General features: G+C 64.5%; 20 protein-coding genes and 3 tRNA genes. 10 read left to right on the forward strand and 13 right to left on the reverse strand.

Translation table 11 applies throughout. The features are described 5' to 3' along the window. Positions 1-13: 13 nt before the first annotated feature. On the reverse strand, positions 14-1,315 hold the full coding sequence (locus ACNJYA_RS17710; RefSeq protein ID WP_439403314.1) for a multicopper oxidase family protein: 1,302 nt from the start codon (positions 1,313-1,315) through the stop codon (positions 14-16). Between the two features lie 154 nt (positions 1,316-1,469). On the opposite strand from ACNJYA_RS17710, the gene ACNJYA_RS17715 reads away from it, so the two are divergent. The 3 genes from ACNJYA_RS17715 to ACNJYA_RS17725 all read left to right on the forward strand — a co-directional run bounded on the left by ACNJYA_RS17715 (position 1,470) and on the right by ACNJYA_RS17725 (position 4,006). Further along, positions 1,470-1,554: transfer RNA gene (locus ACNJYA_RS17715), tRNA-Leu, on the forward strand. Positions 1,555-1,728: 174 nt separating this feature from the next. Beyond that, entirely contained in the window at positions 1,729-3,090 is a 1,362-nt protein-coding gene (gene tig / locus ACNJYA_RS17720; RefSeq protein ID WP_212255170.1) for a trigger factor, read from the forward strand. Between the two features lie 280 nt (positions 3,091-3,370). Further along, positions 3,371-4,006 (forward strand): ATP-dependent Clp protease proteolytic subunit, encoded by a 636-nt coding sequence (locus ACNJYA_RS17725; RefSeq protein WP_027559514.1) that lies wholly within the window; start codon positions 3,371-3,373, stop codon positions 4,004-4,006. Between the two features lie 62 nt (positions 4,007-4,068). On the opposite strand, the gene ACNJYA_RS17730 is transcribed toward ACNJYA_RS17725, so the two are convergent. After that, complete coding sequence (locus tag ACNJYA_RS17730) at positions 4,069-4,275, reverse strand: hypothetical protein (protein WP_172783506.1); 207 nt, start codon at positions 4,273-4,275, stop codon at positions 4,069-4,071. A 182-nt stretch (positions 4,276-4,457) separates the two neighbouring features. On the opposite strand from ACNJYA_RS17730, the gene clpX reads away from it, so the two are divergent. The 4 genes from clpX to ACNJYA_RS17750 all read left to right on the forward strand — a co-directional run bounded on the left by clpX (position 4,458) and on the right by ACNJYA_RS17750 (position 9,112). Beyond that, positions 4,458-5,729: an ATP-dependent Clp protease ATP-binding subunit ClpX gene (clpX, locus tag ACNJYA_RS17735; protein ID WP_008547851.1), complete on the forward strand. Its 1,272-nt coding sequence runs from the start codon at positions 4,458-4,460 to the stop codon at positions 5,727-5,729. 322 nt (positions 5,730-6,051) lie between these two features. Beyond that, positions 6,052-8,475, forward strand: coding sequence for an endopeptidase La (gene lon, locus ACNJYA_RS17740; protein WP_172783507.1), 2,424 nt, complete (start codon positions 6,052-6,054; stop codon positions 8,473-8,475). A 73-nt stretch (positions 8,476-8,548) separates the two neighbouring features. Beyond that, positions 8,549-8,953: a GFA family protein gene (locus ACNJYA_RS17745; RefSeq protein ID WP_439403315.1), complete on the forward strand. Its 405-nt coding sequence runs from the start codon at positions 8,549-8,551 to the stop codon at positions 8,951-8,953. Positions 8,954-9,035: 82 nt separating this feature from the next. Beyond that, positions 9,036-9,112, forward strand: a tRNA-Val gene (locus tag ACNJYA_RS17750). A gap of 21 nt (positions 9,113-9,133) precedes the next feature. On the opposite strand, the gene ACNJYA_RS17755 is transcribed toward ACNJYA_RS17750, so the two are convergent. After that, a complete protein-coding gene (locus tag ACNJYA_RS17755) occupies positions 9,134-10,219 on the reverse strand; it encodes an acyltransferase family protein (protein ID WP_439367154.1) in 1,086 nt (361 codons plus the stop codon). Positions 10,220-10,439: 220 nt separating this feature from the next. Between ACNJYA_RS17755 and ACNJYA_RS17760 the strand changes: the two genes are divergently transcribed. Further along, positions 10,440-11,297: a class I SAM-dependent methyltransferase gene (locus ACNJYA_RS17760; RefSeq protein ID WP_260379357.1), complete on the forward strand. Its 858-nt coding sequence runs from the start codon at positions 10,440-10,442 to the stop codon at positions 11,295-11,297. 149 nt (positions 11,298-11,446) lie between these two features. On the opposite strand, the gene ACNJYA_RS17765 is transcribed toward ACNJYA_RS17760, so the two are convergent. From ACNJYA_RS17765 to ACNJYA_RS17790, 6 genes are all read right to left on the reverse strand, one after another. Then, positions 11,447-12,421: a cation diffusion facilitator family transporter gene (locus ACNJYA_RS17765; protein ID WP_439367156.1), complete on the reverse strand. Its 975-nt coding sequence runs from the start codon at positions 12,419-12,421 to the stop codon at positions 11,447-11,449. A 2-nt stretch (positions 12,422-12,423) separates the two neighbouring features. Further along, positions 12,424-15,642, reverse strand: coding sequence for an efflux RND transporter permease subunit (locus ACNJYA_RS17770; protein WP_439403316.1), 3,219 nt, complete (start codon positions 15,640-15,642; stop codon positions 12,424-12,426). Beyond that, on the reverse strand, positions 15,635-16,612 hold the full coding sequence (gene ihpB, locus ACNJYA_RS17775) for a divalent metal ion exporter adaptor subunit IhpB (protein WP_439403317.1): 978 nt from the start codon (positions 16,610-16,612) through the stop codon (positions 15,635-15,637). The genes ACNJYA_RS17770 and ihpB overlap by 8 nt, the downstream gene beginning before the upstream one ends. Next, a complete protein-coding gene (gene ihpA, locus ACNJYA_RS17780; RefSeq protein ID WP_439403318.1) occupies positions 16,609-17,883 on the reverse strand; it encodes a divalent metal ion exporter subunit IhpA in 1,275 nt (424 codons plus the stop codon). Before ihpA ends, ihpB begins: the two co-directional genes overlap by 4 nt. A 55-nt stretch (positions 17,884-17,938) precedes the next feature. Further along, positions 17,939-18,301, reverse strand: coding sequence for a hypothetical protein (locus tag ACNJYA_RS17785; RefSeq protein WP_439403319.1), 363 nt, complete (start codon positions 18,299-18,301; stop codon positions 17,939-17,941). 120 nt (positions 18,302-18,421) lie between these two features. Beyond that, the gene (locus ACNJYA_RS17790; RefSeq protein ID WP_439403320.1) at positions 18,422-18,652 is read right to left on the reverse strand and encodes a hypothetical protein; all 231 of its coding nucleotides are present in this window, start codon (positions 18,650-18,652) and stop codon (positions 18,422-18,424) included. Positions 18,653-19,011: 359 nt separating this feature from the next. On the opposite strand from ACNJYA_RS17790, the gene ACNJYA_RS17795 reads away from it, so the two are divergent. Then, complete coding sequence (locus ACNJYA_RS17795) at positions 19,012-19,902, forward strand: hypothetical protein (RefSeq protein WP_439403321.1); 891 nt, start codon at positions 19,012-19,014, stop codon at positions 19,900-19,902. Between the two features lie 56 nt (positions 19,903-19,958). Here ACNJYA_RS17795 and pepT read toward each other — a convergent pair whose 3' ends face one another. The 4 genes from pepT to ACNJYA_RS17815 all read right to left on the reverse strand — a co-directional run bounded on the left by pepT (position 19,959) and on the right by ACNJYA_RS17815 (position 22,296). Then, positions 19,959-21,209: a peptidase T gene (gene pepT, locus ACNJYA_RS17800; protein WP_172783521.1), complete on the reverse strand. Its 1,251-nt coding sequence runs from the start codon at positions 21,207-21,209 to the stop codon at positions 19,959-19,961. Between the two features lie 114 nt (positions 21,210-21,323). Continuing rightward, a complete protein-coding gene (locus ACNJYA_RS17805) occupies positions 21,324-21,653 on the reverse strand; it encodes an HU family DNA-binding protein (RefSeq protein WP_172783522.1) in 330 nt (109 codons plus the stop codon). A gap of 202 nt (positions 21,654-21,855) precedes the next feature. Next, positions 21,856-21,932, reverse strand: a tRNA-Asp gene (locus tag ACNJYA_RS17810). Positions 21,933-22,092: 160 nt separating this feature from the next. After that, positions 22,093-22,296, reverse strand: a complete 204-nt coding sequence (locus tag ACNJYA_RS17815; RefSeq protein WP_015685754.1) for a hypothetical protein — start codon at positions 22,294-22,296, stop codon at positions 22,093-22,095. Between the two features lie 420 nt (positions 22,297-22,716). Between ACNJYA_RS17815 and ACNJYA_RS17820 the strand changes: the two genes are divergently transcribed. After that, on the forward strand, positions 22,717-24,975 hold the full coding sequence (locus ACNJYA_RS17820; RefSeq protein ID WP_439403322.1) for a TonB-dependent siderophore receptor: 2,259 nt from the start codon (positions 22,717-22,719) through the stop codon (positions 24,973-24,975). Positions 24,976-24,999: the final 24 nt, after the last annotated feature.

Here is a 24,999-nt window from a genome sequence, read left to right on the forward strand (position 1 = left end):
GGCCTACAAAATCTCACTCCACCCCATACCAGCGCACCAGGCGCGGCGCGGCCCAGTCGGTCACGACGGATTCGATCAGCCAGCGTCCCGGCGAGGTGGCGGCGAAGGCGATGCGCTGGGTCTGGCCGGGCTCGATCGCGAGCGTGTCGAGCCAATAGGGCTTCCAGCCGTCGTCGAGCTTGTCGAGCAGGCGGAACGGGTGGCCGTGCAGGTGAAACACCGTGGCGATCGGGGCGGGGTTCTGCAGGGCCAGCACCACGGTGCGGCCGGTCTTGGCGCGGAAGGCGGGGGCAGATTCGGTGGAGAATGTCGCCGGCCGCGCCCAGCCGGAATCGGCGGCGCCGAGCGCGACATCGAACCGCAGGGCGCCTCTCAGATCGAGCTTCTCGGGGAGATCGTTCGACGGGAGCGGTTGGGGAGGCGACAGCGGGGCGCGCTCCAGCTTCCCGGAGATGGTCAGATTTCCGACCTGGCGCGCCTCCTTGCCGTCATGGAGCAGGAATGGGGCCGAGGCGGCCGCATCTACGAAGGCGTCGGCCCGTGCGCCGGGCGCCAGCACCAATGCGCCGTTGCGGGCGGGGAACGGCTCGGCCGGTTGGCCGTCCAGGGCCATCACACGGACCTCGTGGCTCTCCAATTTGATTGCCAGAACAGTACGTTGGGAGCCGTTGATGAAGCGCAGCCGCAGCCGCTCACGAGCTGCGGCTGAGAGTTCGAATGAAGTCTTGCCGTTGACGGTGTAGAGCGGCGTCGTGTCCTTCGGGTCCTGGCCCGCAGGGACCGCGGTGCCATCCGGCCGCAGGCGCCATTCCTCGATCAACAGGATCTCGTCACGGTCGACGGCAACGTGGCTGGTCTCGGCCGCAATAATCGGGAGCGGGCGCGCGGGCTGCTTCAGGCTGCCCTCGAAGAGGCGGAAGTCCGCCAGCAGGGTTCCCGCGGTTGGCATTGAAATATTTGATATTTCTGTCGTGGCTGGCGCTGCCGGCGCGCGCCCTCGGAGCGGGTCGGAAGTGGCTGGGCCATGGAGGCCGTACCAGACGGGTGCAAGCGGCACAGGCAGGTCGTTGCGGAAGACCACCTCGCAGCGGTCAAAGCGCTTGAGACGGACGTCCCCGAGGTGGCTTACGGCGGCCAACTCCCAGATCGGTGTAGCCGGCTGACCCGATCTCAGAGCCAGCGTTGCCAGCCGCGCCTGCAGCGCGAGCTGGGCCGTCACGGACGGGCCCGCACCCCCTACGATCAGCCCGGCTGCCGAGGCTCCGAGACCTGCCAAAACCTCGCGCCGGGTAGGGTCAGAAATCCGCATTGTCATGGCACGATCCGGACCACGCCGTGCTGGATAAGTCCAGCCGTCGTGCCTATTTGAAGCCTGCCTCCATCAGGCCATTTTTTTGCTGCGAACAGTCAGGCGCATGCTATAAGCCCGGCCGCCCGCGGCATCGCGGCCGGTCTTGATGCAAATTCACGCGGGCGTGGCGGAACTGGTAGACGCGCTGGATTTAGGTTCCAGTGACGAAAGTTGTGGGGGTTCGAGTCCCTCCGCCCGCACCAAGCGCTTATCGCGTTTGCACGGATTACGAGGCCTGCTTCCAAGCGGATGATCATCCGCCTGGAACGGGTCCGATGAACCACCGGCGTGGAGGCGTTTGCCTCGCGCCGGATCGATTAACGACAGCGTCCCGACGCGCGACGTGCCGGGGCCGAACGAAAAGAAGATTGGACGCCATGCAGGTCACAGAAACCCTCTCGGAAGGTTTGAAGCACGAGTTCAAGATCAGCGTTCCCGCGTCTGATCTTGACGCCAAGGCCGGTGCCAAGCTCGTCGACCTCAAGGACAAGGTCCGCATCAACGGCTTCCGTCCGGGCAAGGTGCCGGTCTCGCACCTGAAGAAGGTCTATGGCCGCTCGGTCATGGCCGAAACCATCGACCAGACCATCCGAGACACCAACACGCAGCTGTTCTCCGAGCGCGGCTTCCGTCTGGCGACCGAGCCGAAGATCACCATGCCGACGGAGCAGAAGGACGTCGAGGAGCTGCTGAGCGGCAAGACGGATCTGACCTACACGGTCGCGATCGAGGTGGTGCCGGCGATCGCGCTCGCCGACTTCAAGACCTTCCAGGTCGAGAAGCCCGTTGCCGAGGTCACCGACGCCGACGTCGACGAGGCGATCAAGCGCATCGCCGATTCCAACCGCACCTATGCCGCCAAGGGCGAGGGCACCAAGGCGGAGTCGGGCGACCGCGTCACCATCAACTTCAAGGGCACCATCAACGGCGAAGTCTTCGAGGGCGGCACCGGCGAGGGCATCCAGGTCGTCATCGGCTCCAACACCTTCATCCCGGGCTTCGAGGAGCAGCTGATCGGCATCGGCGCGGGTGAGACGCGCACGCTGAAAGTGTCGTTCCCGAAGAACTACATGAACGACAAGCTCGCCGGCCAGCCGGCGGAGTTCGAGACCACTGCGACGCTGATCGAGGCGCCGCAGGACCTCGCGATCGACGACGAGTTCGCCAAGTCGCTCGGCCTGGAATCGCTGGACAAGCTGAAGGAGGCCGCACGCGAGCGGCTGACTGCCGAGTTCGCCACCGCCACGCGCCAGCGCGTCAAGCGCGCGCTGCTCGACCGCCTCGACGAGGCGCATCGCTTCGAGGCGCCGCCCTCGCTGGTGGACGAGGAGTTCAGCCTGATGTGGAACTCGGTCAAGGCCGAGATGGACTCCGCCGGCAAGACCTTTGCCGACGAGGACACCACCGAGGACAAGGCGAAGGAGGAGTATCGCAAGATCGCCGATCGCCGCGTGCGGCTCGGCCTCGTGCTCTCCGAGATCGGCGAGAAGAACAAGATCACCGTGACCGACGACGAGGTCGGCCGTGCCGTGATCGAACGCGCGCGCTCGATGCCTGGCCGCGAGAAGGAGGTCTGGGACTTTTACCGCAACAATGCCCAGGCGTTGGCCCAGCTTCGTGCGCCGATCTATGAGGACAAGGTGGTCGACTTCATCCTCGAGCTCGCCAACGTGACCGAGAAGAAGGTCTCGCGCGAGGACCTCTACAAGGACGACGAGGCGGAAAAGACCGCAGCCTGAAGGGTTTGAGGCAGCCATCTATTAATGATGATCAGCGAAGAGGCCCAGCTAGCCAGATGGCCGGCTGGGCCTCTTTGCGCGAATCAGCTTCAACTGCCCCTCGGGTTAAGCCTTAATGCGCTCCGCACTTGTCAGAAGCGAATTGGGCTATATCTGTCGCTACGCCCTCTACTTCTTACCCAAGTTCCTGCATCACAGGACGTCCATTCGCCTCCCGGCAAATCCAGCCAAACTGGCAAGCCTGCCCGGCGATGTCCGTCTCCGAAACACTAGGTGACTCATGCGCGATCCGGTTGAAACCTACATGAACCTCGTGCCCATGGTGGTCGAGCAGACCAACCGTGGCGAGCGCGCCTACGACATTTTCTCGCGCCTCTTGAAGGAGCGCATCATCTTCGTGACCGGCCCGGTCGAGGACGGCATGTCGACGCTGATCGTCGCGCAGCTGTTGTTCCTCGAGGCGGAAAATCCGAAGAAGGAAATCTCGATGTACATCAACTCGCCGGGCGGCGTGGTGACGTCGGGCCTTGCGATCTACGACACCATGCAGTTCATCCGCCCGCCGGTGTCGACACTGTGCACCGGCCAGGCGGCTTCGATGGGCTCGCTGCTGCTCGCCGCCGGCGAGAAGGACATGCGCTTCTCGCTGCCGAACGCACGCATCATGGTGCACCAGCCCTCCGGCGGATTCCAGGGCCAGGCCACCGACATCATGCTGCACGCCCAGGAAATCCTGAACCTGAAGAAGCGGCTCAACGAGATCTACGTCAAGCACACCGGCCAGACCTACAAGTCGATCGAGGATGCGTTGGAACGCGACAAGTTCCTGACCGCGAACGACGCCAAGGAGTTCGGCCTGGTCGACAAGGTGATCGACAAGCGCGCCGAGGAGCCGGCGCCGGCGAAGGCCCCGTAGCACTACTGGGGCGTCAAGACGAACCCTCAGTTTGCCGTGGACCCGTCAGGGCGGCGTTCACGTTAGGTGCGCGTGCGCGCGGCGCAAAACGCGGTTTTGCGCCCTGCGGCAAGCAGAAAGTTCCGCTTTCGTGCTTGTTTTTCGTGGCAATCCAGCAACGCCGGGGTGTTTTCGATCACTTCGCTCGTGCCAAGACCGGAAATCACGGTATTGTCACGGGTAGCCGGCGACCCCCGATTAGCGAATTCTTGATAGTCGGGTGACAGCATGGTTGGCTACGGTTGATCGGCTATGATCGCGGGGGAATCGAGTGACCGTGATTCGCACGGGATGTAGTAAAGCGTAGGGTCTTTTTTGGTACGGAATTTGCTCTACTTAAGCTTCATACCGACCACCGTGTCGGAATGGAGCGATCGAGCGGAACGGGATCGAACCGCGGACGGAGACATGAATGAGTAAGGTCGGCACGAGCGACTCCAAGAACACGCTATATTGCTCGTTCTGCGGCAAGAGCCAGCACGAAGTCCGCAAACTGATCGCGGGTCCCACGGTCTTCATCTGCGACGAGTGCGTCGAGCTCTGCATGGACATCATCCGCGAGGAGAACAAGTCCTCGCTGGTCAAGTCGCGCGACGGTATTCCGACGCCGAAGGAAATCTGCAAGGTGCTGGACGATTACGTCATCGGCCAGAGCCATGCGAAGAAGGTCCTGTCGGTCGCGGTGCACAATCACTACAAGCGCCTCAACCATCAGACAAAGCACAACGACGTCGAGCTCGCGAAGTCGAACATCCTGCTGATCGGTCCGACCGGCTCGGGCAAGACGCTGCTCGCGCAGACGCTCGCCCGCATCCTGGACGTGCCGTTCACGATGGCCGATGCGACGACGCTGACCGAAGCCGGCTATGTCGGTGAGGACGTCGAGAACATCATCCTGAAGCTGCTCCAGGCCGCCGATTACAACGTCGAGCGCGCCCAGCGCGGCATCGTCTACATCGACGAAATCGACAAGATCAGCCGCAAGTCCGACAACCCCTCGATCACGCGCGACGTGTCGGGTGAGGGCGTGCAGCAGGCGCTGCTCAAGATCATGGAAGGCACGGTGGCTTCGGTCCCGCCGCAAGGCGGCCGCAAGCATCCGCAGCAGGAGTTCCTGCAGGTGGATACCACCAACATCCTGTTCATCTGCGGCGGCGCGTTCGCCGGCCTCGAGAAGATCATCTCGGCACGCGGTCGGTCGACCTCGATCGGCTTCGGCGCCCAGGTGCTCGCGCCGGAGGATCGCCGGACCGGCGAGATCTTCCGTCACGTCGAGCCTGAGGACCTCCTGAAGTACGGCCTCATCCCCGAGTTCGTCGGCCGTCTGCCGGTCGTGGCGACGCTCGAGGACCTCGACGAGACCTCGCTGAAGAAGATCCTGACCGAGCCGAAGAACGCGCTGGTGAAACAGTACCAGCGGCTGTTCGAGATGGAGAACATCGAGCTGACCTTCGCCGACGAGGCGCTTGGCGCGGTCGCCCGCAAGGCGATCGAGCGCAAGACCGGCGCGCGGGGCTTGCGTTCGATCCTCGAGGCGATCCTGCTCGAGACCATGTTCGACCTGCCGGGTCTGGAAGGTGTGGAAGAGGTCGTGATTTCCCGCGAGGTCGTGGAAGGAACGGCGCGTCCGCTCTACATCTACGCTGATCGGTCCGATCGCGCCGTCGAGAACGCCAGCGCCTGATCTGACGGCGCTGGAACGCTCCAATCGTCTTCTCAAAGTGGGCTGCGGAACTGATATTTCCGCAGCCGGTGTTGCGTCGCTTATTGCGTGCGTAAGCGCCTGATGGCGCGCGTCTTTCAATGACTTGACACCCCCCGGGTCGATAGCCACCTAATGTCGGCGGCGAGCGAAAATTCTCTTCAAGATTCGCCTCTGTTCCGTTCCGGCGAGCCGGTCCACCTTGTAGAGGACCGACCGGTTCTGCGGATCACCTCGGCACCTTGTGGCGGTTGCGCATGATCAGCGGGCTGCGTGCAAGGGGGCAAAGCAAAAGGAAAAGGCCATGACCAATCCCAAACCCCGGCCAACCATCGTCCATGGCGAAGCGCACGCTTATCCCGTGCTGCCGCTGCGCGACATCGTCGTCTTCCCGCACATGATCGTTCCGCTCTTCGTCGGTCGCGAGAAGTCGATCCGCGCGCTCGAAGAGGTGATGAAGAACGACGCGCTGATCATGCTCGCGACGCAGAAGAACGCGTCCGACGATGATCCGGCGCCCGATGCCATTTACGAGACCGGGACGCTCGCCAGCGTGCTCCAGCTCTTGAAGCTCCCCGACGGCACCGTGAAGGTGCTGGTCGAAGGGCTCGAGCGTGCGCGCGTGGCGAAGTACACCGATCGCGCCGACTATTACGAGGCGACCGCCGTCGCGCTCGCCGACACCGATGCGAAATCGGTCGAGGCGGAAGCCCTGGCGCGCTCGGTCGTGTCCGACTTCGAGAGCTATGTGAAGCTCAACAAGAAGATCTCGGCCGAGGTCGTCGGCGTCGTGCAGGCGATCACCGATTTCGCCAAGCTCGCCGACACCGTTGCCTCGCATCTCGCCGTCAAGATCGCCGATCGCCAGGGCATCCTGGAGACGCTGTCCGTCACCACGCGCCTGGAGAAGGTGCTGGGCCTGATGGAGAGCGAGATCTCGGTGCTGCAGGTCGAGAAGCGCATCCGCTCGCGCGTCAAGCGCCAGATGGAGAAGACCCAGCGCGAGTATTACCTCAACGAGCAGATGAAGGCGATCCAGAAGGAACTCGGCGACGACGATGGTCGCGACGAGCTCGCCGACCTCGAAGAGAAGATCTCCAAGACCAAGCTCTCCAAGGAAGCGCGCGAGAAGGCGCAGCACGAATTGAAGAAGCTGCGCCAGATGTCGCCGATGTCCGCGGAAGCGACCGTCGTGCGCAACTATCTGGATTGGCTGCTGTCGATCCCGTGGAACAAGAAGTCCAAGGTGAAGAAGGACTTGGAGCAGGCGCAAGCCATCCTGGACTCCGATCACTATGGGCTCGAGAAGGTCAAGGAACGCATCGTCGAGTACCTTGCGGTGCAGTCGCGCGCCAACAAGCTGACCGGGCCGATCCTGTGCCTCGTCGGGCCTCCCGGCGTCGGCAAGACCTCGCTCGGCAAGTCGATCGCGAAGGCGACGGGGCGCGAATTCGTGCGCGTCTCGCTCGGCGGCGTGCGCGACGAGGCCGAGATCCGCGGTCACCGCCGCACCTATATCGGCTCGATGCCCGGCAAGATCATCCAGTCGATGCGCAAGGCCAAGTCGTCCAATCCGCTGTTCCTCCTGGACGAGATCGACAAGATGGGCGCCGATTTCCGCGGCGATCCGTCCTCGGCCTTGCTCGAGGTGCTCGACCCCGAGCAGAACGGGACCTTCAACGACCACTATCTCGAGGTCGACTACGATCTGTCCAACGTGATGTTCATCACCACCGCGAATACGCTCAATATTCCGGGGCCGTTGATGGACCGCATGGAGATCATCCGGATCGCGGGCTACACCGAGAACGAGAAGGTCGAGATCTCGCGCAAGCACCTGATCCCGAACGCGGTGTCCAAGCACGGCCTGGACTCCAAGGAGTTCTCGATCGACGACGAGGCGCTGCTGCTTCTGATCCGCCGCTACACCCGCGAAGCGGGCGTGCGCAATTTGGAGCGTGAGCTCTCCACACTCGCCCGCAAGGCGGTGAAGGAGCTGATGATCTCCAAGAAGAAGTCGGTCAAGGTCACCGAGAAGACTCTTGAGGAGCTGCTCGGCGTGCCGAAGTACCGCTTCGGCGAGATCGAGAGCGAGCCGCAGGTCGGCATCGTCACCGGCCTTGCCTGGACCGATGTCGGCGGCGAGCTGCTGACGATCGAAGGCGTCATGATGCCCGGCAAGGGCAAGATGACGGTCACGGGCAATCTGCGCGACGTCATGAAGGAGTCGATCTCCGCGGCGGCGTCCTACGTCCGCTCGCGCGCGATCAACTACGGCGTCGAGCCGCCGCTGTTCGACAAGCGCGACATCCACGTGCACGTGCCGGAGGGCGCGACGCCGAAGGATGGTCCGTCCGCAGGCGTTGCGATGGCCACCGCGATCATCTCGGTCATGACCGGCATCCCGGTCCGCCATGACGTCGCGATGACCGGCGAGATCACGCTGCGCGGTCGCGTGCTGCCGATCGGCGGCCTGAAGGAGAAGCTGCTGGCTGCGGCCCGCGGCGGCATCAAGACGGTGCTGATCCCCGAGGACAACGCCAAGGATCTCACGGAGATTTCCGATGCGATCAAGGGCGGCATGGAGATCATCCCGGTTTCCCGCCTCGACGACGTCGTCGCCAAGGCGCTGGTGAAGAAGCCGGTGCCGATCGTCTGGGAAGAGGACACCAAGGTGACGGTGAAGCCGGACGGCGACGAAGCCGCCGGCGGCCTGACCGCTCACTGAGTGTGCGGCTCGGAATGATGATAAAACGGCGCCTTCGGGCGCCGTTTTTGTTTGGGGGGATAGGGAGGAGGCAATGCACATCGATGGGCAATGCCATTGCGGGGCGATCACCTTCGCGGCCGAGGTCGATCCTGAGGCAATCTCGGTCTGTCACTGCACCGATTGCCAGTCGCTGACAGGCTCGCCGTTCCGTGTGACAGCCATCTGCACCAAGGCTGATGTCCGCCTGACCCGCGGTACGCCCAAAATCTACGGCAAGCGCGGCGACAACGGCCGGATGCGCTTCCAGCATTTTTGCGCCGACTGCGGTTCCCCGCTGTTCACCAACGGTGAGGGCGACCAGGCCGACGATTGGGGCATCCGCTGGGGTTCAATCCGCCAGCGCGATGCGCTGAGGCCCACGCGACAGATCTGGTGCCAGTCGGCGGCGGTGTGGATCGACGCCGTGCCGCTGCTGCCGGGGCGGCCGCAGGATTGAGGCCCAAGTCGGTCCAAGTCGGTCGAAGTCGTTAGGCTGGGGTCTTGCCCGTCCGGGGCCCGTAGGGCTAAAGAGGCGGCGAGGGCGGTTAGCTCAGCTGGTTAGAGCATCTCGTTTACACCGAGAGGGTCCGCGGTTCGAATCCGTGACCGCCCACCAGCCTGCACCTGGCGCGTCGGGTCACCCAATCGGCAAGTCCTGGCGTGCGACGTCGCCACTGCGCTCGGTGGCGGGGTACTCGCGTCGCGCCATTGCCGGCTGCCGCTGCCCTAGCCAGGCGAGCGGATTGGCCAAAAAGCCGGTCAGCGGCTTGATGGTGGGTTTTTCGACCAGGACGTAGACCAGCCAGGCGACGGCACCAAGGAATGCGGGAAGGACGAATGCGCGGATCAGCATGTCGCCCGCCGAGTCACGCCCCACATGGGCCCAGTGCAGGATCATCATGCCGACGTCCTGATGAATCAAATAGAGCGGATAGCTGATGACGCCGATGAAGGCGAGGGCGCTCGACCAGCGCGGCAGGAGGTGGTCATACCGCGCGGCAAGATAGACGGCCGCCGTGCCAAACCACAGCAGCAGCGACCGGTACATCTCGATCGGGACCGAGGGCTGCTTGACGCCCATCTTCAGATGATAGAGCTCGACGGAGAACGCGACGATGATTCCGACGATCGCCTCCCTGGTGCGCCCCCTGACGAGGGAAGCCACGCTCATGCCGGCGATGAAGAACGGAAAGAAATCGTTGGAGGTGTAATAATCCGTGCTCGTGGTCACCGTCCGGAAGATGGTCACGGCGCACAGCAATGCCAGCAGCCGTTGCTTGAGGCCCAGCACCATCGTCAGGAAGCAGAAGACGTAGAATTGAAACTCGATCTGTAACGACCAATAGGCACCGTCGGGCAGGTTATAGTTCACCTGCAGGACGTTGAGCGTCGGAAGCGCGAACAGCGTATAGACGTAGTGGACCCATTTCAGCCCGCGGCCAGGCTCGACCAATTCGGGCGCGAGAATCTTGAACAGCGTGGTCAGGAAGCCGCAGACGATCAGGGCGGGAAGCAGGCGGCCGAGCCGCTTGGCATAGAAGTGCCAGGCGGTTTGCGACGTCTCGGCACTGAATGCGATACAATAGCCGCTGATGATGAAAAACAGCAGGACGCCGAACGTGCCCCGGTTGAAAGCCTGAAGCGGGACGAAGTGGTACAGCAGCACCCAGATGATGGAGATGGCGCGCAGGCAATCGATACCGACTGATCGTTCGGATTTCAAAACGTTTCCTCGCGTTTCTGGAGTTAGAACAGTGGCTTCCCATTGTGTCAACTCTGGAGCCCCTTGCGCACGTCGATGCTGTGCGATTCTGCTTGCGACTGATGCGCGACTGCGACTGCCGTCAGATGGTCTCGCCTGAATCGCTCTTGTGTCCGGGAGCTGCATGCGGATAAGCGTCTTCGCTGGGGGGGACAGTCGGCGAGGTCGGAAGGAAAATGTGATGCAACAGCCTGGGCACGAGCAAAACGCCGACCAGATCGCCTATTGGAACGGGCCGAGCGGGCAGCGCTGGGCCGATCGTCACGCGGCGCAGGAGAAACTGCTCGGCCCCATCGCCGACGTGCTGATCGAGCGTGTCAAGCCCCGACCGGGCGAGCGCGTCCTCGATGTCGGCTGCGGCTCCGGCGCGACGACGTTCGCCTTCGCGAAGGCGGTGGCGCCTGATGGCTTTGCGCTCGGCCTCGACGTCTCCGAGCCGATGCTGTCGCAGGCGCGCGCGCTCGCGCCGCAGGGGCTGCCGCTCGATTTCGTGCTGGCGGATGCGACCATTTATCCGCTCGAGCAGGCGAGCTTCGATCTCTTGGCCTCGCGCTTCGGCGTGATGTTCTTCGCCGACCCGATCGCGTCCTTCGCCAATCTGCGGCGCGCGCTGAAGCCGACCGGCCGGCTCGCCTTCACCTGCTGGCGCGAGCCGAAGGAAAACCCGTGGATGATGGCGCCGCTGATGGCGGTCTACAAGTACGTGCCGAAAATGCCGCCGGTTGGTCCCGAAGAGCCGGGCCCGTTCGCCTTCGCTTCGGAAGAGCGCGTGACGCGCATCCTGAAAGGCGCGGGCTTCGTCGATGTGGCAATGCAGCCGCACAATCTTGCGATGGATATCGCGATCGGCGGCGGGCTCGATGCAGCCGTGGACGGCGCGCTGCAGATCGGCCCGGCCAGCCGCGCGCTGCAGGGCCATCCGCCGGAGACCTACGAGGCCGCCAAGGCCTCGATCCGCGAAATGCTCGCGCCGTTCTTGAAGGGACAGAGCGTGAAGTTGCAGGGCGCGATCTGGATCGTGACGGCGAAGGCTGCGTAGGCGCCGTTCCTCCGCCCTCATTGCGAGGAGCCCGCGACAAAATTGCGAAGCAATTTTGCGCTGGCGACGAAGCAATCCAGACTGTCTCTGCGGAGGAAGTCTGGATTGCTTCGCTGCGCTCGCAATGACGCGGATGGTGCGGGGGACTCCTACACCACATCATCCGGCGCGAGCGCGCAGCCATTGTCGGGATGCGTCTCGACCTGAAGCGTGGTGTGGCCGATGCGGAAGGATGTCTTGAGCAGCTGCGTCGTCTGCATCAGGAATGCGTCGTCGCTGCCGGCCGGCATCACGAGATGGCAGGTCAGCGCCGTCTCGGTGGTCGAGATCGGCCAGACGTGGAGATCGTGAATCCCTGAGACGCCCGGCCGCGCCAGCAGGAACGCCCTGATTGCGGCGAGGTCGGTTCCCTTGGGCGCGGCCGCCATCGACATGTCGATGGAGCCGCGCAAGAGGCTGGTCGTGCTCCAGAGGATGGTGGCGCAGATGACGAGGCTGGTGATGGGGTCGAGCCAGAGCCAGCCGGTCCAGATGATCAGCGCCGCCGAGACGACGACGCCGAGCGAGACCGCGGCGTCGGCGACCATGTGCAGATAGGCGCCTTCGATGTTGATGTCGTCCTTGCGGCCGCTCGCGAACAGCAGGGCGGTAAAACCGTTGATGAGGATGCCGATGCCCGCAACCACCATCACGGTGAGACCTGCGACCGGCTCCGGCTCGCGCAGGCGCAGGATCGCCTCCCAGCCGATGGCGCCGGTTGCGACCAGCAGGAACACCGCATTGGCCAGCGCCGCCAGGATGGTGGAGGCGCGAAAACCGTAGGTGAAGCGGCCGCTGGGCGCGCGGCGGGCTGCGATCGAGGCGCCCCAGGCAATGACGAGGCCGAGCACGTCGGACAGGTTATGGCCGGCATCGGCGAGCAGGGCGGTGGAGTTGCCGACATAGCCGTAAATCGCCTCAGCCACGACGAGCGCGGTGTTGAGCGTAATGCCGAGCGCGAACGCCTTGCCGAAATTGGCCGGCGCATGGACATGGCCGTGCCCGTGACCGTGATCGTGGCCATGCGCATGCGAGTGGCCCGCATGATCATGGTGGTGATGACCGTGGTGGTCGTGGCTGCCCAATTCTAGCGCTCCGCGGACGCCGCCAAATCAGACGCCATTGTAGGCCTTTCATTTGCCACGTCACGGCGGAACAGCACGTAGAGCGCCGGCAGCACCAGCAGCGTCAGGATGGTCGAGGAGATGATGCCCCCGATCACCACGGTCGCGAGCGGCCGCTGCACCTCGGCGCCGGCGCCGGTGGCGAGCGCCATCGGCACGAAGCCGAGCGAGGCGACGAGCGCGGTCATCAGCACCGGGCGCAGCCGCGTCAGCGCACCTTCGCGCACGGCCTCCGCGACCGAGCGCCCCTCGCTGCGCAGACGCTCGATGAAGGCGATGATGACGAGGCCATTGAGAACGGCGACGCCCGACAGTGCGATGAAGCCGACGCCGGCGCTGATCGACAAGGGAATGTCGCGCAGCAGCAGCGCGGCGACGCCACCGGTCAGCGCCAGCGGCACGCCCGAAAACACCAGCGCCGCATCGGCCGCCGATCCCATGCCCATGAACAGCAGCAGGAACACCAGCAGCAGCGCTACCGGCACCACGATCGTCAGCCGCTTGGTGGCCGAGACAAGCTGCTCGAACTGGCCGCCCCAGCCGATGAAGTAACCCGCCGGCAGCTTGACCTTCTCCGCCACTGCCGCCTCGGCCTCGGCCACGAAGGAGCCGAGGTCGCGCGCGCGGACATTGGCGGTGACGACGATCCGCCGCTTGCCGTTCTCGCGGCTGATCTGGTTCGGCCCCGGCGTCGCATCGACGGTGGCAACCGACGAGAGCGGCACGTAGCGCATCTGGGCGAGGGAAGAGCTGGCCAGCGCGGTACGAACGGCCGTGCCGGAGCCGGCGTCCTCGGCGGGCGGCAGCGGAATCGGGATCGCGCGGATCGCCTCGAGATTGCCGCGCAAATGCTCGGGCAGGCGCACCACGATGTCGAAGCGCCGATCGCCTTCGAACAGCTTGCCCGCCGACTTGCCGCCGACTGCGATCTCGACGATGCCCTGCACTTCGGCGACGCTGAGGCCATAGCGGGCGAGCGCCTGGCGATCGAGGCGGACGGTGAGGATCGGCAGGCCCGCGACCTGCTCGATCTTGACGTCGCTGGCGCCGCGGATGCCGCGGATCGCGGCCTCCACCTGCCTGGCGGTGCCTTGTAAGATGTCGAGATCGTCGCCGAAGATCTTGACGCCGACGTCGGTGCGCACGCCGGAGATCAGCTCGTTGACGCGGAACTGGATCGGCTGGGAGATTTCATAGGCGCTGCCGGGAATCTCGTCGGCAGCGTGCTCGATGGCCTCGACCACCTCCGATTTCGACTTGCCCGGGTCGGGCCATTCGGCACGCGGCTTCAGCATGACGTAGCCATCGGTCTGCGCCGGCGACATTGGATCGGTGGCGATCTCCGCCGTGCCGATGCGGGTGAAGAACTCCTTCACCTCCGGAACCTGCTTGATGCGTTTTTCCAGCGCCTTCTGAAGGTCCAGCGACTGGGTGAGGCTGGTGCCGGGAATCCGGATCGAAGCCAGCGCGACGTCGCCTTCGTCGAGGCTCGGAATGAACTCGCCACCCATCCGCGAAGCGGCGATGCCGCTCGCGACCACGATGACCACGGCCATGATCGCGACCGCGGCCCGATTGTCGATGGCAAAACGGAGCAGGGGGAGATAGCCGCGCTTTGCCGCCCGCATGAACAGGTTCTCATGTTCGGACACCTTGCCGGTGACGAAGATGGCAACGGCTGCCGGCACGAAGGTGATGGAGAACAGCACGGCCGCGCCGAGCGCCATCAGCACCGTCAGCGCCATCGGCGTGAACATCTTGCCCTCGACGCCGGTCAGCGTCAGCACGGGCAGGTAGACCACGGCGATGATCAGCGTTCCGAACAGGCTCGGCTTGATGACCTCGCTCGACCCGCGCAGAATCGCGCGCAGCCGTTCGGCGGTCGTGAGCAGGCCGCCTTTCTCGCGCTGGGCCGCCGCCAGCATGCGCAGGCAATTTTCGACGATGATGACGGCACCATCGACGATGATGCCGAAGTCGATCGCACCCAGTGACATCAGGTTGCCGCTGACCTTGGTCTCGACCATGCCGGTGATCGTCATCGCCATCGACAGCGGAATGACGCAGGCCGTGACCAGCGCGGCGCGGATGTTGCCGAGGATCAGGAACAGCACGGCCACCACCAGCGCCGCGCCTTCAAGCAGGTTGTTCTTGACGGTGCCGATGGTGGCTTCGACCAGGTCGGTGCGGTCGTAGACGGTCCGCGTCACGACGCCCTCGGGCAGCGATTTTGCGATCTCCTCGAGACGGGCCCCGACGCGGCGGGCGACGCTGCGGCTGTTCTCGCCGATCAGCAGCATGGCGGTGCCGAGCACGGTCTCCTCGCCGTTGCGTGTCGCGGCTCCAGTGCGCAGATCGCGCCCCTCGGTAACGGTCGCGACATCCCTGATCCTGACGGGATTGCCGCCGCGCGAGCCGATCACGATGTCCTGGATCTCGCCGATATTGCCGACCTGGCCCGGCGAGCGAACCAGATATTGCTCGCCGTTGCGTTCGATATAGCCGGCCCCGACATTGGCGTTGTTGGCGGCGAGCGCCGTCATCACGTCGCGAAAGCCGAGCCGGTAGGCCATCAGCTTGCCGGGGTCGGGCAGCACGTGGAATTGCCGCTCGAAGCCGCCGATCGTGTTGACCTCGATCACGCCAGGCACGTTGCGAAGCTGCGGCCGGATGATCCAGTCCTGCACGGTGCGCAAATCGGTCAGGGAATAGTCGCGGCCGTCCTGCGTCTTTGCGCCCGCCTTGGTCTCCACGGTGTACATGAAGATCTCGCCGAGGCCGGTCGAGACCGGACCCATCGCGACCTCGACGCCCGCCGGCAGCTGGTCCTTCACCTGCTGAATGCGCTCGCCGACGAGCTGCCGGGCGAAGTAGATGTCGGTGCCGTCCTTGAACACGATCGTCACCTGGCTGAGGCCGTAGCGCGACAGCGAGCGGGTGTAGTCGAGCTTGGGCAGGCCGCCCATCGCGGTCTCGACCGGGAAGGTGATGCGCTGCTCGGTCTCGAGCGGCGAATAGCCGGGGGCGCGGGTGTTGATCTGGACCTGGACGTTGGTGATGTCAGGCACCGCGTCGATCGGCAGGCGCTGGAAATTCCAAACCCCGAAGGCGACGGCGCCGAGTGCGAGCACCAGCACCAGCCAGCGCTGGGCAAGCGAGATGGCGATGAGACGCTCAATCATGCTCGGCCTCGCCCTTGCCCATCTCCGCCTTCACGACGAAGCTGTTCTCGGCCACGTAATGCTCGCCGGGCGAAAGGCCCGCCTTGATCTCGACGTGGCGCGGATCGGAATCGCCAAGCTCGACCGGGCGGGCTTCGATCTTGTCGCCGTCCTCGCGCACGAACACGATGGTCCTGTTCTCCAGCGTCTGGATCGCGCTCCGGCGCACCGCGACCGCGACATTGCGCGCCGCGAGGATCAGCCGTGCCGTGACGAACAGGCCGGGCCGCAGGCGCCCGTCCGGATTGGGCAGCACCACACGCGCCAGCGCGGTCTGGGTCTCGCTACTGCCGATCGGCGCCATGTAGGAGATCGTGCCCTTGATCTCGCCGCGGCCGTCGTCGGGATCGATCAGCACCTCGTCATTGATGCGGACGCGCCTGAGGTCCTGACGATAGATCGACAGGTCGACCCAGATGGTGGAGAGATCGGCGACGACGAAGGCCGGCTTCTGCTCGGAGGCGTATTCGCCAAGCGAGATCTGCCGCTCGATGATGGTGCCGGCAATCGGCGCCTTCAGTTCATAGACGGTGAGGCTCTGGTTGCTTTCGATCGCGGCGAGCAGATCGTCCTTGCCGACCTTGTCGCCGATCCGCTTCTGGATGGATTTGGCGAGGCCCGGAAAGCGCGGCGTCACCTGCACCACGGCTTCCTGGTTGGCGCGCAGGATGCCGTTGAAGGCGAGCGTGTCGGTCAGTGTGGCGCTTGCGGCTTCCGCCAGGGTGACGCCCGCGGCGGCCAGCTTCACGTCGGAGATGCGGATGCGGTCGGCGCCGTGCTCGTCCTGCTCGACATGGTCGTTCGGCTTCTTCGGCTCGGAATGCTCAGCGTGCTCGGCGGGCGCGACCTTGCCGGGCGCGAGCAGGGAAGAGCCGTAAGCGCCGAGCGCGGCGGCAACCATGGCTATCAGGATGGTCGAGGACGTTTTCATCGTGCGCTCTCCCGCGCCAGCGTGAAGGGATTGCCGACGAGGCCTTCGATGGTCGCGACGCCCGCGTGGAAATTCTGCAGCGCCTCCTGCTCGCGCAGCCGCGCCTGGGTCACGCTGGCCTGGGCGTCCAGCACTTCGAGCAGGGTGAAGCGGCCCTGGCCGTAGCCTTGCGAGATCGCCTCGGACGCTTCGACGGCCTTGGGGATCGCGATCTCGCGCAGCACGGCGAGCTCGCGCAGCGAGCCCTGGAGCGAATCATAGGCGCGGCCGGCGATCACGATCAGCGCGTTGCGGTTGGCCTCGTGCTCGGCCTTGGTCTTGGCGAGGCTTTCCTGGGCCGAAAGGATGTTGCCCTGGTTCTGGTCGAACACGGGGATCGGCACCGAGACGGACAGACGCAACGCGTCGTCATTGGTCTCGCTATAGTGACGCCATCCGGCCGCGATCCGCACGTCCGGATACGGCTTGAGCCGCGCCAGCAAGAGCTCGGCATTGCGCTGGGCATAGACCGCGGTCCAGCGCACCAGCTGCGGATTGGCGTCGATGGCGGCGACAACCGCCTGGAACGTCGGCGGGCGTCCGGTGGTGTCGAGCCGGCCGGAGACCTCGCCGAATTTTGCGGACGCATCGCCCATCAGCACTGCAAGCTCGCGCCGGGCGCTCGCCAAGGTCGCCTTGAACCGCTCGCGGTCGGCCTTCACCAGGGCGGAGGCGACCTCGGCGCGGCCGGTCTCGGCCGGCGACGAGGCGCCGGCTTCGACACGGCGGCGCAAGAGCGGTGTCAGCCGGTCGATCGCGGCAATCTGCTCATCGAGGATCTGGATGCGCCGCTGGGCGCCGAGCACGCTGAGAAAGGCGATCGCGGTCTCCGACAGCACCTCCAGCCTGACGGCTTTGCGCTGGATCGCGGCGACCTCGACGCCGGCTGCGCCTGCGGCAATCCGCGCCTCGCGCTTGCCGAACAGCTCGAAGGCCTGGCTGATCTGCAGCGTGGTCTCGGCCGAGCGCGTTCCGCGATATCTGCCGGAGCCGAATGAATCGTCCTGTTCATAGGACAGCTCCGGATTGAGCAGGGCGCCCGCCTGGATGCGCTGGCCCGTGGCGATGCCGACGTCGCGCTCCGCCGCCGTCAGCCGCGGGCTCGCCGCCAGCGCGCGCGCCAGGGCGCTCCGCATCGTCAAAGTCTGGGCGTGCGATGGTGCAAGCGCCGATGCTGCAATCAGACACGCCGCCGCGCACGCCAGGCGCGCGGCCATTCCCCTGCGAAACATGAAACCGACCTGTGAAGGATGAAGCTAATGGGCGCGGGGCGCCCGACCAATCCGTTCAGGCAATAGGTCTGGGAGGGGGAGAGTCGGTATCGGGAACAATTCCGGCGAGCCGGGAGGCCCGTTGCGGGCTCGGCGCCGACGCAAGCGCGGTCGCTGCCGTCGATGGCATCGGCTGTGCCACGGTCAGCGAGAAGCAGCCGTGGCAATGATGTCCGCCGATGGCCTTGTGGTCGCTATGGCCGCCGGCGCCATCGAGGACCGCGGCGATCTCCGAGCCGCCGCGGGGCGTGGTGACGTCGATATCGAGTGCGCCGTGCAGCACGCCCGCGAGCAGATAGACAGCCGCGATCAGCACGGACAGCAGCCCGCGCCGGGCGCGCGAGCGGCAGGATCGTGAGGGCTGGCGGTTTGCGAGCACGACGTCACTCTGGTTGCGGTCTGTGCTCGGCCTAGCATGGGCACGGGAACAGTGTCGACCCGCAACATTGTTACGTCCCTGGAACAATTGCCGCAGCAGCGCATGCGGTGCCAGCGCCTCTCACTGGCGAACGATGGCGCGCCGAAGTGGCACCATGGCTTCGATCGTGGGGGCCGGAGCTCCGCTGCCATCGTCATCTTCCATGGTGATGGCGGCCCGACAGCTCGCTTCCATCGCCCGTTCCAGCCACTTGATGGCCTCGTCGATCCATTGGTCGTGGTGCTCGGGATCGGCGAGGGCTTTCTCCCGGAATGCATTCGCCTGATGCAGGCACGCCGTTCTGCGGTCCACGCGCCTCTCCTGATCTGCAGGTTCCGCCCAGATCGCATCATTGATGATCCCGGCCCCGGCGTCGTTAACATACGACAGGAGGAGACGCGCCGGCCGCAACGCGGAAAGGCCCCAGCCGGACGAGCCGGCTGAGGCCTCATGTGCTCACAATTTCTATCCTTGGGACTTGGACAGATAACCCGCATCTTCCAAGTTCGTTCCATCCGATCTGTCCAATTAGGAACGTTCCTCATACCTCGCGATTAGCGGTGAGAAGATCTGAGGAGGACGGACAATGGACGGATTGATTTATCTGATCGGCTTGATCGTCGTCATTATGGCGATCCTGTCGTTCTTCGGCCTGCGCTGAGAGCGCGGCAATGACCGTGGAAACTCTCATGCGGGAAGAGGTCATGGAAGGCGGCCTGGCAGTCGAGGCGCCTCGAACGATCCAGTGGAGCTCGGTGTTCGCGGGCGCGCTTGCTGCGAGCGCAATGTCGTTCATCCTGATCGGTTTTGGTGTCGCGGTCGGCCTCGGTGTGAGTTCGGCCTCGCCGACCTGGCGCGATGCCTCGGCAGCGCTGGCGCTACTCTCCGGGCTCTATCTGATCATCCAGGCGATCGTCAGCTTCGGCTTCGGCGGCTACATCGCCGGCCGGACGACTCGGTCCGAGCCCGCGCTTGCAACGATCGAGGATGACGGCGAGCGGCGGGATGGACTCCATGGCCTGACCGCCTGGGCGCTGGCGGTCCTGGCCGGCGCAGCTCTGCTCGCGCTCCTCGGCGCTGCCGCGATCGACCGTTCGCCGATGCGCAGCTCGGCGAGCAACACCTCGGCGGCCGAGCCCTTGTTGAGCTATGAGCTCGACAAGCTGTTCCGCGCGCCGCGCCGCGCGCCGAACGCTGACCTGAGGGAACCGCGCGCCGAAGCCGGACGTATCCTGATGACCTCGTCCAGCCACAGCGGCGTCAGCACCGACGATCGGGCCTACCTAGTGCAACTGGTCGCCGCGGCGACGGGACTGGCGGCCCCCGAATCCGAGCGGCGGGTCGATGCGCTGATCGCAGACTCGAAGACGGCCATCAACCGCGCGCGACGCAACTCGATCATCGTGGCGTTCTCGGTCGCAGCCGCGACCCTGATCGGCGCCGCAGTGGCCTGGGCTGCAGCCGTTGCTGGCGGCCGGCATCGTGACGGCGCACCGTTGCCGAGCTGGATGGCGAGCGCCAACCGCTTCCATCGCAATCCGCGCGCAATGCCGGTGCCGTAGGCTCTCCATCAATGGCCGGGCGCAAGCCCGGCCATCGTCGACGTCTGCAGGAAGGCTCAGGCCTTCTCTTCCCAGATCATCGCCAGATGCACGATGGTCTCCACCGCCTTTTCCATATCCTGCCGGCTGACCCATTCGAGCCGCGAATGAAACGCGTGCTCGCCGGCAAAGATGTTGGGGCAGGGCAGGCCCATGAAGGACAGGCGCGAGCCGTCGGTGCCGCCGCGGATCGCGGTGCGCATCGGCCGCAGGCCGGCGCGGCGGATCGCCTCGATGGCGTATTCGAGCACGTGCGGGTGACGATCGATCACCTGCTTCATGTTGCGGTACTGCTCCTTGACCTCGAACGCGTAGGTCGAGCGCGGATAGTCCTTCATCACGTCCTTGACGATGTCCTCGAGCAGCGCCTCCTTCTCCTTCAGCCCTTCCTCGGTGAAGTCGCGGACGATGAAGGAGAGCGTCGCCTGCTCCAGCGCGCCCTCGATGCCGATCGGATGCAGAAAGCCTTGCTTGCCCGAGGTGGTCTCGGGCGAGCAGCCCTCCTTCGGCAGACGCTCGACGATGGCGGCGGCGATCTTGATCGCGTGCTCCATCTTGCCCTTGGCGTAGCCGGGATGGGCGCTGACGCCGTTGATGGTGATGGTGGCGCCATCCGCCGAGAAGGTCTCGTCCTCGACGCAGCCGGCGCTCTCGCCGTCCATGGTGTAGCCGAAATCGGCCCCCAGCTTCTTCAGGTCGACATTGTCGACGCCGCGGCCGATCTCCTCGTCCGGCGTGAACAGGATCTTGATGGTACCGTGCTTCACGTCGGGGTTGTTGAGGAAGAAATGCGCGGCATCCATGATCTCGGCAACGCCGGCCTTGTTGTCGGCCCCCAACAGCGTCGTGCCGTCGGTGGTGATGATGTCGTTGCCGATCTGGTTCTTCAGCGCGGGGTGCTCATTGAAGCGGATCACCTGGCTGGTGTCGCCGGGCAGGATGATGTCGCCGCCGCGATAGTTCTTCACGACTTGCGGCTTGACGCCCTTGCCGGTGACGTCGGGCGAGGTGTCCATGTGCGAGCAGAAGCAGATCACCGGCACCTTCTTGTCGGTGTTGGCCGGGATCGTTCCGTAGACGTAGCCGTATTCGTCGAGATGCGCGTCCGCAACGCCCATGGCCTTCAGCTCGGCAGCGAGCACGCGGCCGAGATCTTTCTGCTTCTCGGTCGAGGGCGAGTGAGGCGATGCCGGATCGGACTGGGTGTCGATGGTGACGTAGCGCAGGAAGCGCTCGGTCACGGTATGCGAAAAGGAGAGGGAGGACATTTCTGGTCAAACCGCCGAGTTCGGGAAGCAGGCGGTATATCAGAAAAGCGGGCCGTGAAGCGGCCGGAACGGGCTCGGGCCAGGCCTAACGACCAGGCTTAACGAAAAGTGGCCTCAGATCGCCTCCTTCAGTTCCTTTACCGGGCGGAACGCGACCTTCCTGCTGGCCTTGATGTGGATCGCTTCGCCGGTGGTAGGATTGCGGCCGGTGCGGGCGGCGCGCTTGCGGACCTGGAGGATGCCAAGGCCGACGATGCGGACCCGGTCGCCCTTCTTGAGGTGCTTGGCGATCAGATCGACCATGTCGGTCAGGACCGCCTCGGCGTGCTTTTTGGAGACATCCTGGCGGTCGGCAATGTCGGCAGCGAGGTGCTTGAGCGTGATCGTGGCGGGCGCGGCTGTCTTCTTCGCCGAATCCCTCTTAGCCGGATCCTTCTTAGCCATGTCTGGCCTCCTCATCGTCCAATGACAGGGAGTCCCGAAAAAAGCCGAGAATATGTGGGGTCCCTCTAAGCCCTTCTAGGCGTAGACGATTCGGACGCGGGCTGACTATGCCGAGAGTTCCCAACAGCCGCCTGAAATTGCGCGCAGAGCCGCGAAAAGCGTCGAGAAGTTCGGGCTAAGCTTATGAGGGGATTGCCAAAAATGGCGCGAGAGACGGGGCTCGAACCCGCGACCTCCGGCGTGACAGGCCGGCGCTCTAACCAACTGAGCTACTCCCGCGTGGTTCGCTGAACGCGCGCGGAACGAGGGGGGACTTAAAGGGGGGACATGGTGAAGTCAAGGACGTTGCGCTTCCCCCGGGCGTCCCCGCTAAGCATTGCTCTGGAAAACGAAAAAGGCCGCCCGGCGGCGGCCTATGGTCAGCCCAAAAGAGCAGATATCAGCGAATCTCGGACGTGCCCGCGCTGGTCACCACCACCGGCTTGCCGGCCTTGATCACATGGGTGGACTGGGCGGTCTGGCTGTAATCGGCATTGGTGCGGGCCGCGATCCCGAAGCCGGCCACGGCAATGCCGGCTACCAGCGCCACCACCACGATCTTCAGGTGGGTCGCACGATCAGCAGAATGAATTGAGTGGTTCATCTGAGCCTCCGGGCGGGCTTTGCCGCCGTCTATGGGCTCATCTTCTAGGGCCCATCTGTTTCCGGATGGTTTCGCGGGTTCCGCAAAATGGTTTCATCTCCCCTTTGGAGGGAGTGGAGGCGGCCGGCCTTTCCAAGACGAGGATGTCGATCCGGATTGGCGCGGAGCCCGGTGAGCCGGCAGGGGCCATTGCGACGACCAGTGTCGCAAGCTCGGGAAATCCGAATGCGACCGGAGGAAGCTAAGCTCATTCGCACCTGCGGATTTGTGGATCGCTTCTAAGACTCGTTCTAAGAAGCTTTCAATTAGGGAAATCGCGCGCCCTCACATAAGCGTCACCCCAAGCGCATGCCGTTCCGGGACAGGCGGCATGACGCATCGAACATGCAGCTTTGGGGTGGCGCGTTGAACAGTCTTGGAATGCTGCGGTCGGCCGTGTTGGCGACCGCATCCGCTTGGGTCTTGATGCCGCAGGCATCGCTTGCACAATCTTCCGCGCAGAGTGGCGCGCAAAATCTGCCCTCGGTCACCGTCACCGCGCCGGAAACACGGAAGCGTGCTGCCGCGGCCCCACAGCGCCGCGCGACGCGATCGTCGGTGCAGACCGCCGAGCGAAACAAGCCGCAGCCACGGCGCGAAGTCGGCTTCGTGGAGACGCCGCGCGGGCCGGTGAACGGCTATGTCGCCGGTCGCAGCTCATCGGGCACCAAGACCAACACGCCGATCATGGAGACACCTCAGGCGGTGTCCGTCATCGGTGCCGAGCAGATCCGCGACCAGAAGCCGAACAAGCTCGACGAGGTTCTGCGCTACACCGCCGGCGTCCGGGCAGGGACTTTCGGCACGGACACCCGGAACGATTGGTGGCTGATCCGCGGCTTCAAGTCCGAGGATATCGGTCTGTTCCTCGACGGCATGCAGCTGTTCTACACGTCCTATGCCAGTTGGAAGCTGCAGACTCCCAACATGGAGCGGGTCGAGGTGTTGCGCGGTCCGTCAGCCGTGCTTTACGGCGGATCGAGCCCGAGCGGCATCGTCAACGTCATCAGCAAGATGCCTCCGGCAGAGCCGATCCGCTACATCGAGGCCGGCGTCAACAATTTCGGCAACGCCTATGTCAGCTTCGACTTCGGCGGCCCGGTCGCGACCAGTCCTGAGAACGGCAAGCTGTTCGCGCGCGTTGTCGGCCAGGTCCAGAACGGCGGCACGCAGGTCAACTTCACACCTGACAACAACTACTTCATTGCGCCGTCATTCACGTGGAAGCCGGATGCCGACACCACCTTCACGGTGCTGGCCTCGGCCTCGAAGCAGGATACCCGCGGCATCAACTTCCTGCCCTATCAGGGCACGGTGACCAGCGCGCCGTTCGGTAAGATCCCGACCAGCTTCTTCGCCGGCGATCCCAGCGTCGACAAGTTCACGCGTGAGCAGGAGATGCTCGGCTATCAGTTCGAGCGCCATCTCACCGACGATGTGACGTTCCGTCAGAACGCTCGCTTCGCGCATGTCGACATCAGCTACCGCGGCTATGTCGGCAACGATTGGGCCAACATCAATACGGCCACGCTCAATCGCTACAATTGGTACGCGAAGAACACGGCCAATCAGGCCAATCTCGATAATCAGCTCGAGTATCGCTTCAACACCGGTCCAGTCAGGCACACGATGCTGGTCGGTGTCGATCTGCGGGGCTATCAGATCGACGATTATCAGGCCTTCGGGTTCGGTGTGCCCTCGATCAACGTCTTCAATCCGGCCTATGGGGGAGCTGAGGTTCCGTTGCCGAGCTCGCCGTTCCGCAACTTCCTGATCACGCAGAAGCAGGCCGGCACCTATCTTCAGGACCAGATGAAGCTCGGCAATTTCACGCTGGTGCTAAGCGGCCGCAATGATTGGGTCGAGACGACGCAGGAAGCCCGTGACACCGGGGCGACCGTCGCCAGCCGCGACGACAGCAGGTTCAGCGGTCGCGCCGGGCTGATCTACAATTTCGACAACGGCATCGCGCCCTACGTCTCCTACTCGACGAGCTACAACCCGATCATCGGCCTCAATGCGGCGAACCAGCTGTTCCTGCCGGAGACCGGCAAGCAGGCCGAAATCGGCGTGAAGGTCGCGCCTGTCGGATTTGACGGCTATTTCACCGTCTCGGTCTTCGATCTCGTTCGCCAGAACGTGACGACAACCACCGGCGCGGGCATCGTCCCGGTGCTGCAGAACCAGACCGGAGAGGTGACGTCGCGCGGCATCGAGCTGGAAGCGGTGGCCAATGCCACGAAGGAGCTGAAATTCATCGGCGCCTTCACGGCCTATCATCTCTTCAACAGCAAGGACCTGGATCCAGCGCTGGTCGGCAAGACACCGACCAACACGCCCGAACTCCTGGTGTCGGGGTGGGCGGACTACACCTTCAAGGACGGACCGCTCGCAGGGTTCGGCTTCGGCGGCGGTGTGCGTTATATCGGCTCGTCCTGGGCCGACCAGGCCAACACGCTCGAGGTTCCCGCGGTCGTGCTCGGCGATCTCGCGCTCCATTACGAGTGGCAGAACTGGCGCACGGCGCTGAACGTGATCAACCTGACCGACAAGATCTATGTCGCAAGCTGCGCGTCGGCCACGTCCTGCTTCTACGGAGACCGTCGCCGCGTCACCGCCAGCGTCTCCTACAAATGGTGAGGACGGGCGAGGGCAGGGCCGGAA

The sequence above is a fragment of the Bradyrhizobium sp. BLXBL-01 genome (assembly GCF_051853025.1).
In the GTDB taxonomy this organism is placed as follows: Bacteria; Pseudomonadota; Alphaproteobacteria; order Rhizobiales; family Xanthobacteraceae; genus Bradyrhizobium.